Genomic DNA, 12938 nt, shown 5'->3' with positions numbered 1-12938 from the left:
AGGCAGTGAATCGGATCGGATACGGCGCCATGCAGCTCGCCGGGCCGAACGTTTGGGGGTCGCCGGGCGACCCTGAGGCGGCGCGGCGGGTGCTGCGCCGGGCGGTCGAGCTGGGCGTCACGTTCTTCGACACCGCGAACGCCTACGGGCCGCGGACGGTCAACCGGCTGATCGGGGAGGCGCTGCGGCCGTTCCCCGAAGGGGTGATCGTCGGCAACAAGGTCGGCGCCGGGCGTGGGCCGGGTGGGTCGTGGATCATCACCGGCCGCCCGGACACGGTCCGCGGGCAGGTCTACGAGGCGCTGGCCGATATGGGCACGGAGGCGAGCGAGCTGACGTACCTGCGGCTGGGCGGCGACGGGCCGGCGCCGCCGAGCGAGGTGCCGCTGGAGGAATCGCTCGGCGTGCTCGTCGAGCTGCGGGACCGGGGACTGATTCGGCGCATCGGGCTGTCCGGTGCGTCGCCGGAGATGCTGGCCCGGGCGCAGCGGATCACGCCCATCGCGGCCGTGCAGAACCGGTTCAACCTGCTCGACCGCAGCGGTGTTCAGGTCCTGGCGGACTGCGAGGCGCAGGGCATCTGGTTCGTCCCCTACTTCCCGCTCGCGTCCGGGCAACTCGCCGGGTACGACGAGCTGACCGGGCCCGCCCGGCGGCTCGGCGCGACGCCGGCCCAGGTCGCGCTGGCCTGGCTGCTGCGTCGTTCGCCCGCCATGGTCGTCATCCCCGGCACGAGCAAACCCGATCACCTGCGCGCCAACGTCGCCGCGGCCGAGATTGCCGGGCACCTGACCGACGCCGAGGTGGCCCGCCTGACCGGCCTCGTCGACGAGTCGGAGGCCGTCATCGACCAGCCGCACCAGACCTCGCTCCACGCGGTCCGGGCCGCGACGCAGAGTCACCGCTGAGCAACCGGACGACGGCCCGCCAGCCTTCCGCCGCGCCAGGCGTGGCCGCAGGCGGGAGCCAGGCGCGCGGTCCGCGGCAGAGCGGCTGGCCGCCCCTGGTGGCGCGGTTGTCGGCGGAGGCCAAGGTGCGAGGTCCGCGGCGGAGCGGCCGCCCGCCGCCGGTGGCGTGGCCGTCGGCGGGGCCAGGGCGCGGGTTCGCGGCAGAGCGGCTGACCGTCGCCGTCGGCGGGGCCAGGGGGTTCGCGGCGGAGAAGCTGACCGCCGCGGGTAGGCGTGGCCGTTGGCGCGGACCGGGGCGGGCGGGGGCCGTGGCGGAGCGGCTGGCCGTGGCGGCCACCGGAGAGGCTAGGCGTGGCCGCCGGCGCGGGCCAGGGCGCAGATGGCGAGCAGGCGGAGGGCGGGCCACTCGAGGCTGGACCAGTCGACCTCGTTCGTCGGGGGGAGCTGCCACTGGGCCTCGATGAGGGCATCCCGGACGCCGGTGGCGTAGCCGGCCAGCGGGACCGCGCCGGGGCCGTGCTGGGGGTCGCCGAGGGCGTCGCGGATGGCGGCGGCGTGCTGGTCGATCGCCGCCTGCAGGCCGGCCGACTCGTGGGCCGCGGCCAGGCCGGACTCGCCGAGCCAGGTCATCAGGCCGTTGAGCGTCGAGCGGGCGACCGAGCGGCGGGTGGTCTCCGAGTAGTCGCCGAACGCGCCGCCGGTACCGGTCGCGGTGTAGCTGGTGTCGTTGGACATGCCACCGACTTCGGCCGCGGGCGAACCGGCATGACCGGTGAACCCGGCCCGCACCCATGATCACCCGCACCGCTACCGAGCAAGCCGCTGCTACCGCCGCGCGGGAGAGCGGTGCGCGCCGTCGCCCGCACCGCTACCAGGCCGTTCCGGTCGCTGGGTGGGGGAGAGCGGTGGGTGGCCCGGGCCGCACCCCGGGCCACCTGTCCCCGCGGCTGAGCGCGCTGTGGAGGGGGCGGCTCAGTTGTAGCTGCGGGCCTTGGACTCGTCCGGCATGAGGATCCACAGGACGATGTAGATCACGAACTGGGGACCTGGCAGCAGGCACGAGAGCACGAAGATCAAGCGCATCAGGTTGGGGGAGATGCCGAAGCGGCGGGCCAGGCCGGAGCACACGCCGGCGATCCAACGGTTGTCACGGGGTCTGACCAGACTGGCCATCTCTGCTCCTCGATTTCCGATGTGTACCTCAACTGTAGAAATGCCCGCGCCGGCTGCCCTCCAACCTTTGGCGGAATTCCGGGGCGGCGACCACTAGGGATATGTGTGTACGGGTAGCCAGCCGGTTGCACAGCGTTGCGGGGTGGTTCGGGAGCTCAGGGGGCGGGCGGCGGGCCCGATTCCAAGTGCGCAAGACCTCACCAGTCCCTCGACGGAAGGCCTACGCACAGTGACCCGGTTCGCCCGCCGCGCCACCACCATCGCCGCCGCGCTCGTCGCGGCGCCCCTGGGCTTCGCGCTCGTCATGACCGCCGGACCACAGGCCCTCGCGGCCGCCGCGCCCGTCTCGGCCGGCGTCGCGCACGTGGCCCAGGCGGTGGGCGCATCCACCGCGGACGACGTGGCCGCGCAGACCAGCAAGCACGGCAAGACGTACACCGTGGCCAAGAAGAAGAAAAAGAAGAAGAAGCCGGCCACCAAGCCGAGCACCGCGCCCGCGACCAAGCCGCCGACGACCCCGCCGGCCACCAAGCCGGCGACCACGCCCACGACCACGCAGCCGGCCGCGGGTGGCTACACGGCGATCGAGAACGAGGTCGTCACCCTGACCAACACCTACCGGCAGGCCAACGGCTGTGGCGCGCTGCGCATCGACAGCCGGCTCGTCGCCGCCGCCAGGGCGCACAGCACTGACATGGCGACCAAGAACTTCTTCGACCACACCGGCTCGAACGGCAGCACCTTCGTGCAGCGCGAGGCCGCCGCCGGCTACACGACGGGCGCCTCGGCGGAGAACATCGCCTGGGGGTACCGCACCGCGAAAGACGTGGTCGACGGCTGGATCAACAGCCCGGGGCACCGCGCCAACATCCTGAACTGCCAGAGCGTCGCGGTCGGCGTCGGGCTGGCCTACAAGGCCGACGGCACCCCCTACTGGACCCAGGACTTCGGCCGGGTCTGAAACCGTGTAGAAAACACGGGTGAGCACCCTTCGAGGAGTACTGCTGCTGGCGGGCGCCGTTCTGGCGCTCGCCGGCTGCGGTGGCGGCAAGGCGTCCGAGCCGGCGCAGCCGAAGAGCAACGCGGCGGCGTACGACAGCGTTGACGTGTGCGCGCTGGCCACCGACGACGAATACAAGGCCGCGCTCGGGGAGAGTCCCGGCGACAAGGAGCGGCGCGACACCGACAGCCTCAAGGCCTGCGCGGTGGACGGCTCGTCCGGCGACTTCTACATCTTCCTGACCGTGGTGAAGCCGGGCATGCCCGCGAGCGACCAGGTGAACTACGACAAGGCGGCGGTGCAGGGCGCCAAGGACGTCGACGCGTCCACGTTCTCCTACTTCGACGAGGGCCAGGCGTACATCGAAACCTCCGACGGCGACCTGGTGCTGCGCGCCTCGCTGGTGTATTACGTCGACAGCGGGAAGATCACCGATGGGCCGGGCGTGATCGGGCGCCTACATACGCTGCTCGGGCAGATGACACAGAAAGTCTAGGAGCCCAGCACACGGGGTTCACGCCGCGTCTTTAGCGTGCGGCCGCATGAAGAATCTTCGACGTGTTGGCCTCGGTGTCGGCCTCGGCGTGCTCACGCTCGCGGTCGCGGCGCCGAGCGCCTCCGCGCACAATTCCTTCGGCGAGCCATGGGGCCAGGCGCGGCTCACCGGCTGGGCCGCGCTCCCGGCGACCACCTTCGTCTCGGCGAGCGACCCGTCCGGCGCCCAGCTCGGCGGCACCCCCTCCAACGGCATCACCCCGCCCTTCGACGACCAGCCCGTCCAGGGCTTCAGCGGGATCGTCAAGAACGGCGACGGCAGCTTCGACGTCATCTCCGACAACGGCTACGGCAGCAAGGCCAACAGCGCCGACTTCGTGCTGCGCATCCACCGGCTTTTCCCCGACTACGACAAGCAGACGGTGGACGTGGTCGGGGGCATCAACCTGACCGACCCCAACGGCTTCGTGCCGTGGGCGCTGACCCGCTCCGACCGGGTGCTGACCGGCGCCGACTTCGACATCGAGTCGATCCAGCGGCTCAAGGACGGCACCTACTGGATCGGCGACGAGTTCGGGCCGTACCTGCTGCACTTCGACCGGGCCGGCCGCCTGCTGCAGGCGCCGATCTCGCTGCCCGGCGTGCGCGCCCCGGAGAACCCGGAGGGCAACCCGAACCTGAACAGCAGCAAGGGCTTCGAGGGCATGGCGCAGTCGCCCGACGGGCGCACGCTCTACCCGCTGCTGGAGGGCACGGTCGCCGGTGACCCGGCCGGCAGCCTGCGGTTCAACGAGTTCGATCTGACGAAGCAGCGGTACACCGGGAAGATCTACACGTACCAATTGGAGGACCCGAGCAACTCGATCGGCGACGCGATCGCCGTCGACAACGACCGGTTCCTGATCATCGAGCGCGACCAGGGCCAGGGCGACACCGCGAAGCTCAAGCGGATCTACCTCGCCGACAAGCGGGACCGCAACCACGACGGCAAGATGGACAAGACGCTCGTGGCCGATCTGATGAACATCGCCGACCCGAAGCACCTGGCCGGCCCCTCGAAGGTCTTCACGTTCCCGTTCCAGACCATCGAGGACGTCGTCATCCTGGACGACCGCACGCTCGGCGTGGTGAACGACAACAACTTCCCGTTCTCCAACGGTCGTACCCCGGGCAAGCCGGACAACAACGAGTTCATCACCATCCGCCTGGACGACAACCTCCACGCGGACCGGGCGTTCCTCGACTGAGGACGCACTCGCAGCGAGCGGTGTGCGGCCCGGTCCCTCAGGGGATCAGGCGGCACACCGCGAGCAGCCGCAGCATGGCCCAGGACGGGCGGGACCAGTCCTCGAGCGGGTCGCCGGCGTCGCGGGCCGCGTCGCGGATCGCCGCAGAGTAGCCGGCCAGGGCGACCGGGTCGAGCAGCGCGCCGCCGAGCGAGTCACGGATGGCGGCGGCGTGCTGGTCGACGCGGGCGAGCAGGTCGGGCCGCGCGGCGACGGCGGCCTGGCCGGGGCGGCCGATGGAGGCGGCGAGCTCGGAGAGGCCGGCGCGCGCGAGCCAGGCCCGGCGCCCGGCGGTCAGCTCATCGAAGGGGGCACTCACGCTCGCGACCATAAGCCGAGCGTGCAAGCTCGCGCAGCCCCGACATGCGCACCGCGGCCCGGGATCGAGCCGAACCGTCAGGTTGGGCGGGTCCGTCGGGTGGGTATTTGGAGCCGCATGGCCGATCGCGATGAGACCCCGGATGAGCGTTTCGACCGCAATTGGAACGAACTGCTCCAGGAGTTGCGGGTCGCGCAGACCGGCGTGCAGTTTCTGTTCGCGTTCCTGCTCACGCTGCCGTTCAGCGCCCGCTTCGACACGGTCACCGCCGCGCAGCGTGCAACGTACATCGTCACGCTGCTGCTGACCGCCCTGGCGAGCGTCTGCCTCATCGCGCCGGTGAGCCACCACCGCATCCTGTTCCGGCGGGGCCGCAAGCGGCAGCTCGTGGCGGCGAGCAGCAACCTGGCGGGCATCGGCCTGTGGTTCCTGTGGATGTCGATCGTCGGCGCGGTGTTCCTGGTCTTCCAGGTGGTGGTGGGGACGTCGTGGGCGATCGCGGCCGGCGCGGCGTTCGTGGTCGCCTTCGTGAGCGTCTGGTACGTCTACCCGACCTCCCGCCGGTGAATGTGGGCCCCTTGACACCCGGCTGTGTGCTGCGCCACAGTGGGAGCGCTCCCAATTCCCTTCCGCCAAAGGGGTGTCTGTGCAGCGCAAACTCCCGCTCGCCGTCGCGGCGGCCTTGCTGGTCGTACCGCTGACCGGCTCCGCCGCGTTCGCCGACGCACCGGAACAGATCGTCAACGGCACGTTCGACAGCGGCACCGATCCCTGGTGGTGGACCGGCAACGCGCCGGGCTCGGTCGTCGACGGCCGGCTGTGCGCGACCATTCCCGCCGGTACCACGAACCCGTGGGACGCCATCATCGGGCAGAACCAGATCAGCCTGCAGGCCGGCGAGTCCTACCGCCTCACGTTCTCGGCCAGCGCCTCCGTTCCGGTGACGGTACGGGCGAACGTGCAGCTCGCCGACCCGCCGTACACCCAGGAGATCTCCGAGGCGCCGGCCCTCACGCCGCAGGCGCAGGACTTCGGCTACACCTTCACCGCGGCCGCCGGCACCACCGCCGGCCAGGTCGCCTTCCAGGTCGGCGGCAGCGCCACCGCGTGGACGTTCTGCCTCGACAACGTCTCGCTCACCGGCGGGGCGCCGCCGCCCGTCTACGTGCCGGACACCGGCCCGCGGGTGCGGGCCAACCAGGTGGGGTACCTCGCCGACGGCCCGAAGCGGGCCACCGTCGTGACCGAGGCGACGACCCCGCTGCCCTGGCAGCTGCGCACCGCCGGCGGCGCGCTCGTGGCCGGCGGCACCACCACCCCGCGCGGGGTCGACCCGACGTCGGGGCAGAACGTGCAGACGGCCGACTTTTCGGCGTACCACTCCCAAGGAAACGGACTGACGCTGAGCGTCGACGGGGAGACCAGCGTGCCCTTCGACATCGGGGCGAACGCGTCCTACGAGAAGCTCCGCGCCGACGCGTTGTCCTGGTTCTACACCCAGCGCAGCGGCATCGCGATCGACAATGCCATCGCGCCCGGGTACGGCCGCGCCGCCGGTCACCTCGGCGTCGCGCCCAACCAGGGCGACACCGACGTGCCCTGCCAGCCCGGCGTGTGCGACTACCGGCTCGACGTCCGCGGCGGCTGGTACGACGCCGGGGACCACGGCAAGTACGTCGTCAACGGCGGCATCGCCACCTACCAGCTGCTGAGCGCGTTCGAGCGGACCAAGGTGGCCGCCTCCGCCCGCCCGGACCGGCTCGCCGACGCCACGCTGCGCCTGCCCGAGCGCGGCAACCGGGTGCCCGACGTGCTCGACGAGGCCCGCTGGGAGCTCGAGTTCATGCTCCGCATGCAGGTCCCGGCCGGGCAGCCGCTGGCCGGCATGGTCCACCACAAGGTCCACGACCAGAACTGGACCGGCCTGCCGCTCGACCCGGCGGCCGACCCGCAGCCGCGCGAGCTGCACCCGCCGTCGACGGCGGCGACGCTCAACCTCGCGGCCACCGCCGCGCAGGGCGCCCGGCTCTTCCAGCCCTACGACCCGGCGTTCGCGGCCCGGCTGCTGACCGCGGCGCGCACCGCCTACGCGGCGGCGCTGGCCCACCCGGCGATCTACGCGTCGACCGCCGACGGCAACGGCGGCGGCACCTACGACGACGCCGACGTGACCGACGAGTTCTACTGGGCCGCGGCGGAGCTGTACCTCAGCACCGGCGAGCGGCAGTACCGCGACGCCGTCACCGCCTCGCCCTGGCACACCGCGGACGTGTTCAAGCCCGAGGGCTTCAGCTGGCAGTTCACCGCCACCGCGGGCCGGCTGGACCTGGCGACCGTCCCCAGTGGACTGCCGGACCGGACCCGGGTGCGGCAGTCGGTCGTCGACGCCGCGCGCAAGTACCTGGCCACGGAGCGCGCCAACCCCTACGGCATCGCGTACGCGCCCACCAGCGGCAAGTTCGACTGGGGCTCCAACAGCGCGGTGCTCAACAACCTCGTGGTGGTCGCCACCGCCTACGACCTCACCGGCGCGGCCGACTACCGCGACGGCGTGGTCGGCGGCATGGACTACCTGCTGGGCCGCAATGCGCTGAACCAGTCCTACGTCACCGGCTACGGCGAGCGCTCCTCGCACAACCAGCACACCCGCATCTATGCGCACCAGCTCAACCCGGCGCTGCCCAACCCGCCGTCCGGCTCGCTCGCGGGCGGCCCGAACTCCTCGATTCAGGACCCGGTGGCCTCGAAGCTGCTGGCCGGCTGCGCGCCGCAGTTCTGCTACGTCGACGACATCAACTCGTGGTCGACCAACGAGATCGCGATCAACTGGAACTCGACCTTGTCCTGGGTCGCCTCGTTCGTGGCCGACCAGAGCGAGGGCGGCCCGCTGCGGGCGTCGCCGTGCTCGGTGCAGTACGGCACGGTGCTGGACCTGGGCGGCGTGTTCATCGCGCAGGCCACGGTGCGCAACACCAGCCGGCAGACGCTGTCCGATTTCCGGCTCCGGTACGCCTACACCGGCGCCCAGCACGTCGAATTGGCGGTGAACGGCACCGCCACGCAGACCGGCGCGACGGTGGAGATCAAGCCGTGGCAGTCCCGCCTGCGCCCAGGCGACTCGACGACGATCCTGATCGTCGGCAAGGTCCCCTGGGGCCCGAATACCGCCCCGGCGCTGTTCACCTGCGCCTGAGCGACGCTGCCACCGCGGCGCGGGGACCGCGGTGGCAGCTTTTGGTCCGAAAAGTCGGGCACTCCGTGCCACGACTTTTCGGATTTATACCCTGACAGGTCATATATCCGATTCGTCGACGATAACCTTCCGCGATCATGCATCCGGCCACGCCGACACCCGGGTTTTTCATGATCGCGGAGACATGATGTACGCAGGGGTACGTTTCCTCTCCGCGATCATGAAAAAGTCGAGGGCGCGGGCGCAGAATCGGCAGATCGCGGAGACATAACGTCGTCGGGCGACCGGCGGGCGACTCCATTGCTCGCCGATGGCCACGCTGCGGCGTGCAGCTGCCAGCCCGGCCCGGCGACGGCGGTGCGTGGTTGCCAGCGGGCCCGGTGACTGCGGTGCGTGGTTGCCAGCGGGCCCGGTGACTGCGGTGCGTGGTTGCCAGCGGGCCCGGTGACTGCGGTGCGTGGTTGCCAGCGGGCCCGGTGACTGCGGTGCGCTGTTGTCAGGCCGGCCCGGTGACTGCGGCGTGCAGTTGCCCGCCCGGGCGGTGACCGCGGCGCGGTTGCCGGTCGGCCGGTGACTGCGGAGCGCTGGGTTGCCGGCCCGGGCTCAGCCGAGCCAGAGGAACAGGGCGACGATCACGAGCAGGACCACGATGACGACGGGGACGGCCAGCTTTAGCAGGGTCGCGGTGCCGGCCACCTTCGTGAGGTCCACCGCCTCCGCCTCCGGGCCCTCGATCACCCGTACCGCCGGCTTGTCCGGCTCCGCAGTGGGAGTGTCCACAACGGACTGCGTGGTGGCGAGGTCGGGCTCCGTGGTCGCGGCGGCGTCCACAGTGGACTCCGCGGTGGGCGCCACGGGGGCCTCGGTGGTGGCCTCGGCGGGGGGTGCGGGTGGTGGGGTGGTGGCGTCCTCGGCGGCGAGCTGGCGCTCCAGGTTCTCCACGAACTGGGTCAGCAGGCGGGTGCTGATGTCCGCGATCGTGCTGCGGCCCATCTGGGCCAGCGGGCCGGCGATGCTCAGGTCCGTCTCGACCTGGACCCGGGTCGCGGAGTCCTCGCTGACGAGCACCGCCGTGACCAGTGCCGACGCCCGGCCCTTGCCGCTCGCGTCGCGGCCCCGGGCCTCGATCACGGCGCGGTGGGCGGCGGGGTCGGACTCTTTGAACGTGGCCGTGCCCGAGAACTGGGCGGTCATCGGGCCGACCTTCACCTTTACCTTGCCTTGGTACTCGTCGCCGCTGACCCCGGTCAGCTGGGCGCCGGGCATGCAGGGCGCGATCCGCTCGATGTCGGTGAGCACCGCCCAGGTCTCATCGATCGGCCGGGCCACGACGAATTCGTTGGTGAGCAGCATGGGGCGTCCTACCTCCGTTGAGGGCGTCGAGCAGCGGTTCGACGGCGGCCAGCGAGTGCGCGCTGACCACGGCGTCGCAGTACGGCCACGCGGCCGCCATGCCGCCGACCAGCGGCTGGTAGCGCGGGCTCTGGGTCCGGGGATTGACCCAGACGATGCGGAATGCCAGGCGGGACAGCCGGGCCATCTCGGCGCCCACCTGCGCGGGGTCGCCGGTCTCCCAGCCGTCCGATACCACGAGCACGACCGCGCCGCGGGCCATGCCGCGCCGGCCGTACTCGTCGTTGAAGCGCTTCAGCGCGGCGCCGATGCGGGTGCCGCCCGACCAGTCCGGCGCCGCCCGGCCGGCCCGCTCCAGGGCCACCGCCGGCCTGGTGCGGGCCAGCACGCGGGTGAGCCGGGTCAGCCGCGTGGCGAACGTGAACACCTCGGCGCGGGTGGCGCCGGCGGCGCAGTACAACAGCTGGAGCATGGCCCTGGCGTAGGGCTCCATGGAGCCGGAGATGTCGCACAGCACCACCAGCCGGCGCGGCTTCTCCTTGCGGGAGCGGCGGGGTAGGCGGAGGGGTTCGCCGCCGGTGCGGCGGGCCCGGCGCAGGGCGGCGCGCAGGTCGACCAGGCGCCCGTCGGCGGCGGGCCGGAACCTTCGGCTGCGCCGCGGCGGGGTGGCCAGGCGCAGCCGCCGCATGAGCTCGGCGAGCAGCGCCAGCTCGTCGCCGCTGAGCGTGGCGAAGTCGCGCTGGGCGAGCCGCTCCGCCGCACTGCCGGCGGTCGCCACGGGCACCTCGACGGGAACGGACCTGTCCGACATTTCCGACAAATCGGAAATGTTGGGCATGCCGGAAGAAGCGGCGCCGTCGCGGGTGGTGGTCGAGGTGCCCTGGGCGTTGGGATCGCCGCGGAAGTCGGCCACGTCGGCGAAGCCGCGGAAGATCGCGTCGAAGATCCGGTCCAGGATCTCGAACTGGGCCGGGTCCCAGGTCAGCGTGGCCCGCGCACACCGGTGCAGCTCGTCGACGGTCTGCGGCGCGAGCAGCGAGACGGCCTGCGCGAAACGGGCGCAGCGGTCGGGACCCACGGGCAGACCCGCGTCGTGCAGCGCCGCGCCGAACGCGGCCACGAGCCCGGCAAGGTCACCCCGCGCCGGCGGCGCCCCCACGGCGGCGGGCGGAGCCGGCGCGAGGTCGGCCCGCGCCGCAGGCGCACCTGGGGCGGCGGGCGAGGTCGGCGCGAGGCCGGCCCGCGCCGGAAGCGCCCCCGAGGCGGCGGGCGGAAGCGGCGTGAGGTCGGCCCGCGCCGGGGGCGCACCTGGGGCGGTGGGCGGAAGCGGCGTGAGGTCGGCCCGCGCCGGCGGCACGCCCGGGGCGGCGGGCGGAAGCGGTGGGAGGTCAGCCCGCGACGACGTCGGCGAGCCCGGCACGGCGGGCCACCTCCTCGTCCTCGCGATACTTCAGCACCGCGCCGAGGGTCGCCGCGGCGGACGCCCCGTCCAGCGGCAAGTCCAGCAGCTGCAGCGCGTTGGCCCAGCTGATCGCCTCGGCGACGCCCGGCGGCTTGGCCAGGTCGAGGGCCCGCAGCCGGGAGACCGCGCCGGCGACCCGGGCGGCGAGCGGCTCGTCGGCGCCGGGCACGCGGCGGCGGATGATGGCGGCGACCCGCGCCGCGTCGGGGTAGCCGATCCAGTGGTACAGGCAGCGGCGCAGCAGGGCGTCGTGCAGGTCCCGGGTCCGGTTGGAGGTGAGCACCACGACCGGCGGCACGACCGCGGTGCGGGTGCCCAGCTCCGGGATGGTGACCGAACCCTCGGCCAGCAGCTCGAACAGGAACGCCTCGAACTCGTCGTCGGCGCGGTCCACCTCGTCGATGAGCAGCACCGCCGGGCGCGGGCCGGGGTGCTCGATCGCGGCGAGCAGCGGGCGGCGCAGCAGGTACTCGGGGGCGAACAGGTCCGCCTCCCGCGGGGTCTCGCCGCGCGCCTCGGCGAGCCGGATGCCCAGCAGCTGCCGCGGGTAGTTCCACTCGTAGATGGCCTCGGCGGCGCTGAGGCCCTCGTAGCACTGCAGCCGGATGAGCGGCGTGTCGAGCGCGCCGGCCAGGGCGCCGGCCGCGGCGGTCTTGCCGACGCCGGGCTCGCCCTCCAGCAGGATCGGCTGGCCCATGTGCAGCGCCAGGAAGAGCGCGGTGCCCAAGGCCGGGTCGGTCAGGTACCCCTGCCGGTCAAGGCCCTCGATCAGCGCGTCGACCGTGTCGATCACAGCTGACCGCTATGGTCCGGCGTCCAGCGCAGCAGGTAACGCGCCGGGTTGTCGGCGAAGGCGCGGCGACATCCGGTACCGCAGAAGTAATAGACGACGCCCTCGTGCTGGTAGTGCAGGGCGTCGGGAACCACCGCGACGTCCATGTCGCAGACGGGGTCCTTGGCGATCGTCACGGCCGCCGGCTTCTCGATCAGGGGAAGCATCACCTGCCCGGGCGGGGGCGCGGTCTGGCGGGGGCGGGCGGCGATGACCTCGGCGAGGACCGACAGCGCGATCTCCGCTGCGGTCCGGGCGCCGATGTCCAGGCCGGCCGGGGCGTGGATGGCGGACTGCTCGGCCTCGGTCAGCGACAGCTCGGCCAGCACCGCGGCGGCGCGCTTGCGGCTGGCGACCAGGGCGACATACGGGATGCCGGCCTTGACGGCGGCGGTGAGGATCTCCGCCTCGTCGCGGCCGTGCGAGGCGACCACGACGGCGCCGGCGTCGAGCGGGATCGGCGTCTCGGCGCTCGGCGCGAGGAAGCCGTGCCAGCCGATCGCGTCCGCGACCTCGGTCAGGGCTCGGGCCACCGGCGCCTCGCCATACACGAAAACGAGCGGGGCCGGGATCATCGCTTCCAAGAAGATTTCGAGGGTACCCCCGGAAAGACACGGATTGGCGACCGTCAACAGCCCTTCGGCGCCGGGCCGGGCGTCCGGGCCGTCGTCGTCGGGCGTGATGCGCAGCAGTGTCGACTCGCCCGTCTCCAGCAGCCGCAGCCCCTGGAGACGGACGGTCGACTCGGCACAGGTGCCGCCGACGAACCCCTCGATCGTGCCGTCCGGCAGCACCAGGGCGCGGTCGCCCGCCTTGGCGCTGGTCGGACGCTCGGCGCGGACCACGGTCGCGAGCACGAACGGGGTGCGCCCCTCGCGCAGCTGGTCGGCCCGGGTGAGGAGGTTCATCGCCAAACT

At 72.5% G+C, this 12938-nt stretch carries 13 protein-coding genes; 6 read left to right on the top strand and 7 right to left on the bottom strand.

What is annotated here, in order from left to right; genetic code table 11:
* Positions 1-5: 5 nt before the first annotated feature.
* Positions 6-908 carry an aldo/keto reductase gene (locus ACQPXD_RS52740; protein ID WP_432832195.1) on the top strand — a complete coding sequence of 301 codons (903 nt, stop codon included), beginning with the start codon at positions 6-8 and terminating at the stop codon, positions 906-908.
* Positions 909-1253: 345 nt separating this feature from the next.
* On the opposite strand, the gene ACQPXD_RS52735 is transcribed toward ACQPXD_RS52740, so the two are convergent.
* Positions 1254-1643, bottom strand: coding sequence for a DUF6401 family natural product biosynthesis protein (locus ACQPXD_RS52735; RefSeq protein ID WP_432832193.1), 390 nt, complete (start codon positions 1641-1643; stop codon positions 1254-1256).
* A 237-nt stretch (positions 1644-1880) separates the two neighbouring features.
* The gene (locus ACQPXD_RS52730) at positions 1881-2081 is read right to left on the bottom strand and encodes a PspC domain-containing protein (protein ID WP_432832191.1); all 201 of its coding nucleotides are present in this window, start codon (positions 2079-2081) and stop codon (positions 1881-1883) included.
* 229 nt (positions 2082-2310) lie between these two features.
* Between ACQPXD_RS52730 and ACQPXD_RS52725 the strand changes: the two genes are divergently transcribed.
* The 3 genes from ACQPXD_RS52725 to ACQPXD_RS52715 are packed head-to-tail and all read left to right on the top strand — an operon-like array spanning position 2311 to position 4823.
* Complete coding sequence (locus ACQPXD_RS52725; protein ID WP_432832189.1) at positions 2311-3042, top strand: CAP domain-containing protein; 732 nt, start codon at positions 2311-2313, stop codon at positions 3040-3042.
* A 19-nt stretch (positions 3043-3061) separates the two neighbouring features.
* A complete protein-coding gene (locus ACQPXD_RS52720) occupies positions 3062-3577 on the top strand; it encodes a hypothetical protein (protein WP_432832187.1) in 516 nt (171 codons plus the stop codon).
* A gap of 46 nt (positions 3578-3623) precedes the next feature.
* Positions 3624-4823 (top strand): esterase-like activity of phytase family protein, encoded by a 1200-nt coding sequence (locus tag ACQPXD_RS52715; RefSeq protein WP_432832185.1) that lies wholly within the window; start codon positions 3624-3626, stop codon positions 4821-4823.
* A 37-nt stretch (positions 4824-4860) separates the two neighbouring features.
* Here ACQPXD_RS52715 and ACQPXD_RS52710 read toward each other — a convergent pair whose 3' ends face one another.
* Complete coding sequence (locus tag ACQPXD_RS52710) at positions 4861-5181, bottom strand: DUF6401 family natural product biosynthesis protein (protein ID WP_432832183.1); 321 nt, start codon at positions 5179-5181, stop codon at positions 4861-4863.
* A gap of 117 nt (positions 5182-5298) precedes the next feature.
* On the opposite strand from ACQPXD_RS52710, the gene ACQPXD_RS52705 reads away from it, so the two are divergent.
* Positions 5299-5748: a DUF6328 family protein gene (locus ACQPXD_RS52705; protein ID WP_432832181.1), complete on the top strand. Its 450-nt coding sequence runs from the start codon at positions 5299-5301 to the stop codon at positions 5746-5748.
* Positions 5749-5827: 79 nt separating this feature from the next.
* The gene (locus ACQPXD_RS52700) at positions 5828-8374 is read left to right on the top strand and encodes a glycoside hydrolase family 9 protein (RefSeq protein WP_432832179.1); all 2547 of its coding nucleotides are present in this window, start codon (positions 5828-5830) and stop codon (positions 8372-8374) included.
* A 603-nt stretch (positions 8375-8977) separates the two neighbouring features.
* On the opposite strand, the gene ACQPXD_RS52695 is transcribed toward ACQPXD_RS52700, so the two are convergent.
* From ACQPXD_RS52695 to ACQPXD_RS52680, 4 genes are all read right to left on the bottom strand, one after another.
* On the bottom strand, positions 8978-9727 hold the full coding sequence (locus tag ACQPXD_RS52695; protein WP_432832177.1) for an SRPBCC family protein: 750 nt from the start codon (positions 9725-9727) through the stop codon (positions 8978-8980).
* Complete coding sequence (locus ACQPXD_RS52690) at positions 9684-10847, bottom strand: vWA domain-containing protein (RefSeq protein ID WP_432832175.1); 1164 nt, start codon at positions 10845-10847, stop codon at positions 9684-9686. The genes ACQPXD_RS52695 and ACQPXD_RS52690 overlap by 44 nt, the downstream gene beginning before the upstream one ends.
* Before the next feature lie 268 nt (positions 10848-11115).
* Entirely contained in the window at positions 11116-11982 is an 867-nt protein-coding gene (locus ACQPXD_RS52685) for an AAA family ATPase (protein WP_432832173.1), read from the bottom strand.
* Positions 11979-12929: an XdhC family protein gene (locus tag ACQPXD_RS52680; RefSeq protein ID WP_432832171.1), complete on the bottom strand. Its 951-nt coding sequence runs from the start codon at positions 12927-12929 to the stop codon at positions 11979-11981. The genes ACQPXD_RS52685 and ACQPXD_RS52680 overlap by 4 nt, the downstream gene beginning before the upstream one ends.
* Positions 12930-12938: the final 9 nt, after the last annotated feature.

This window comes from Dactylosporangium sp. CA-092794, from assembly GCF_050948465.1.
GTDB lineage: Bacteria > Actinomycetota > Actinomycetes > Mycobacteriales > Micromonosporaceae > Dactylosporangium.
The sequence above is the reverse complement of the archived record's forward strand: the minus strand, read 5'-3'. Positions and strand labels throughout refer to the sequence as shown.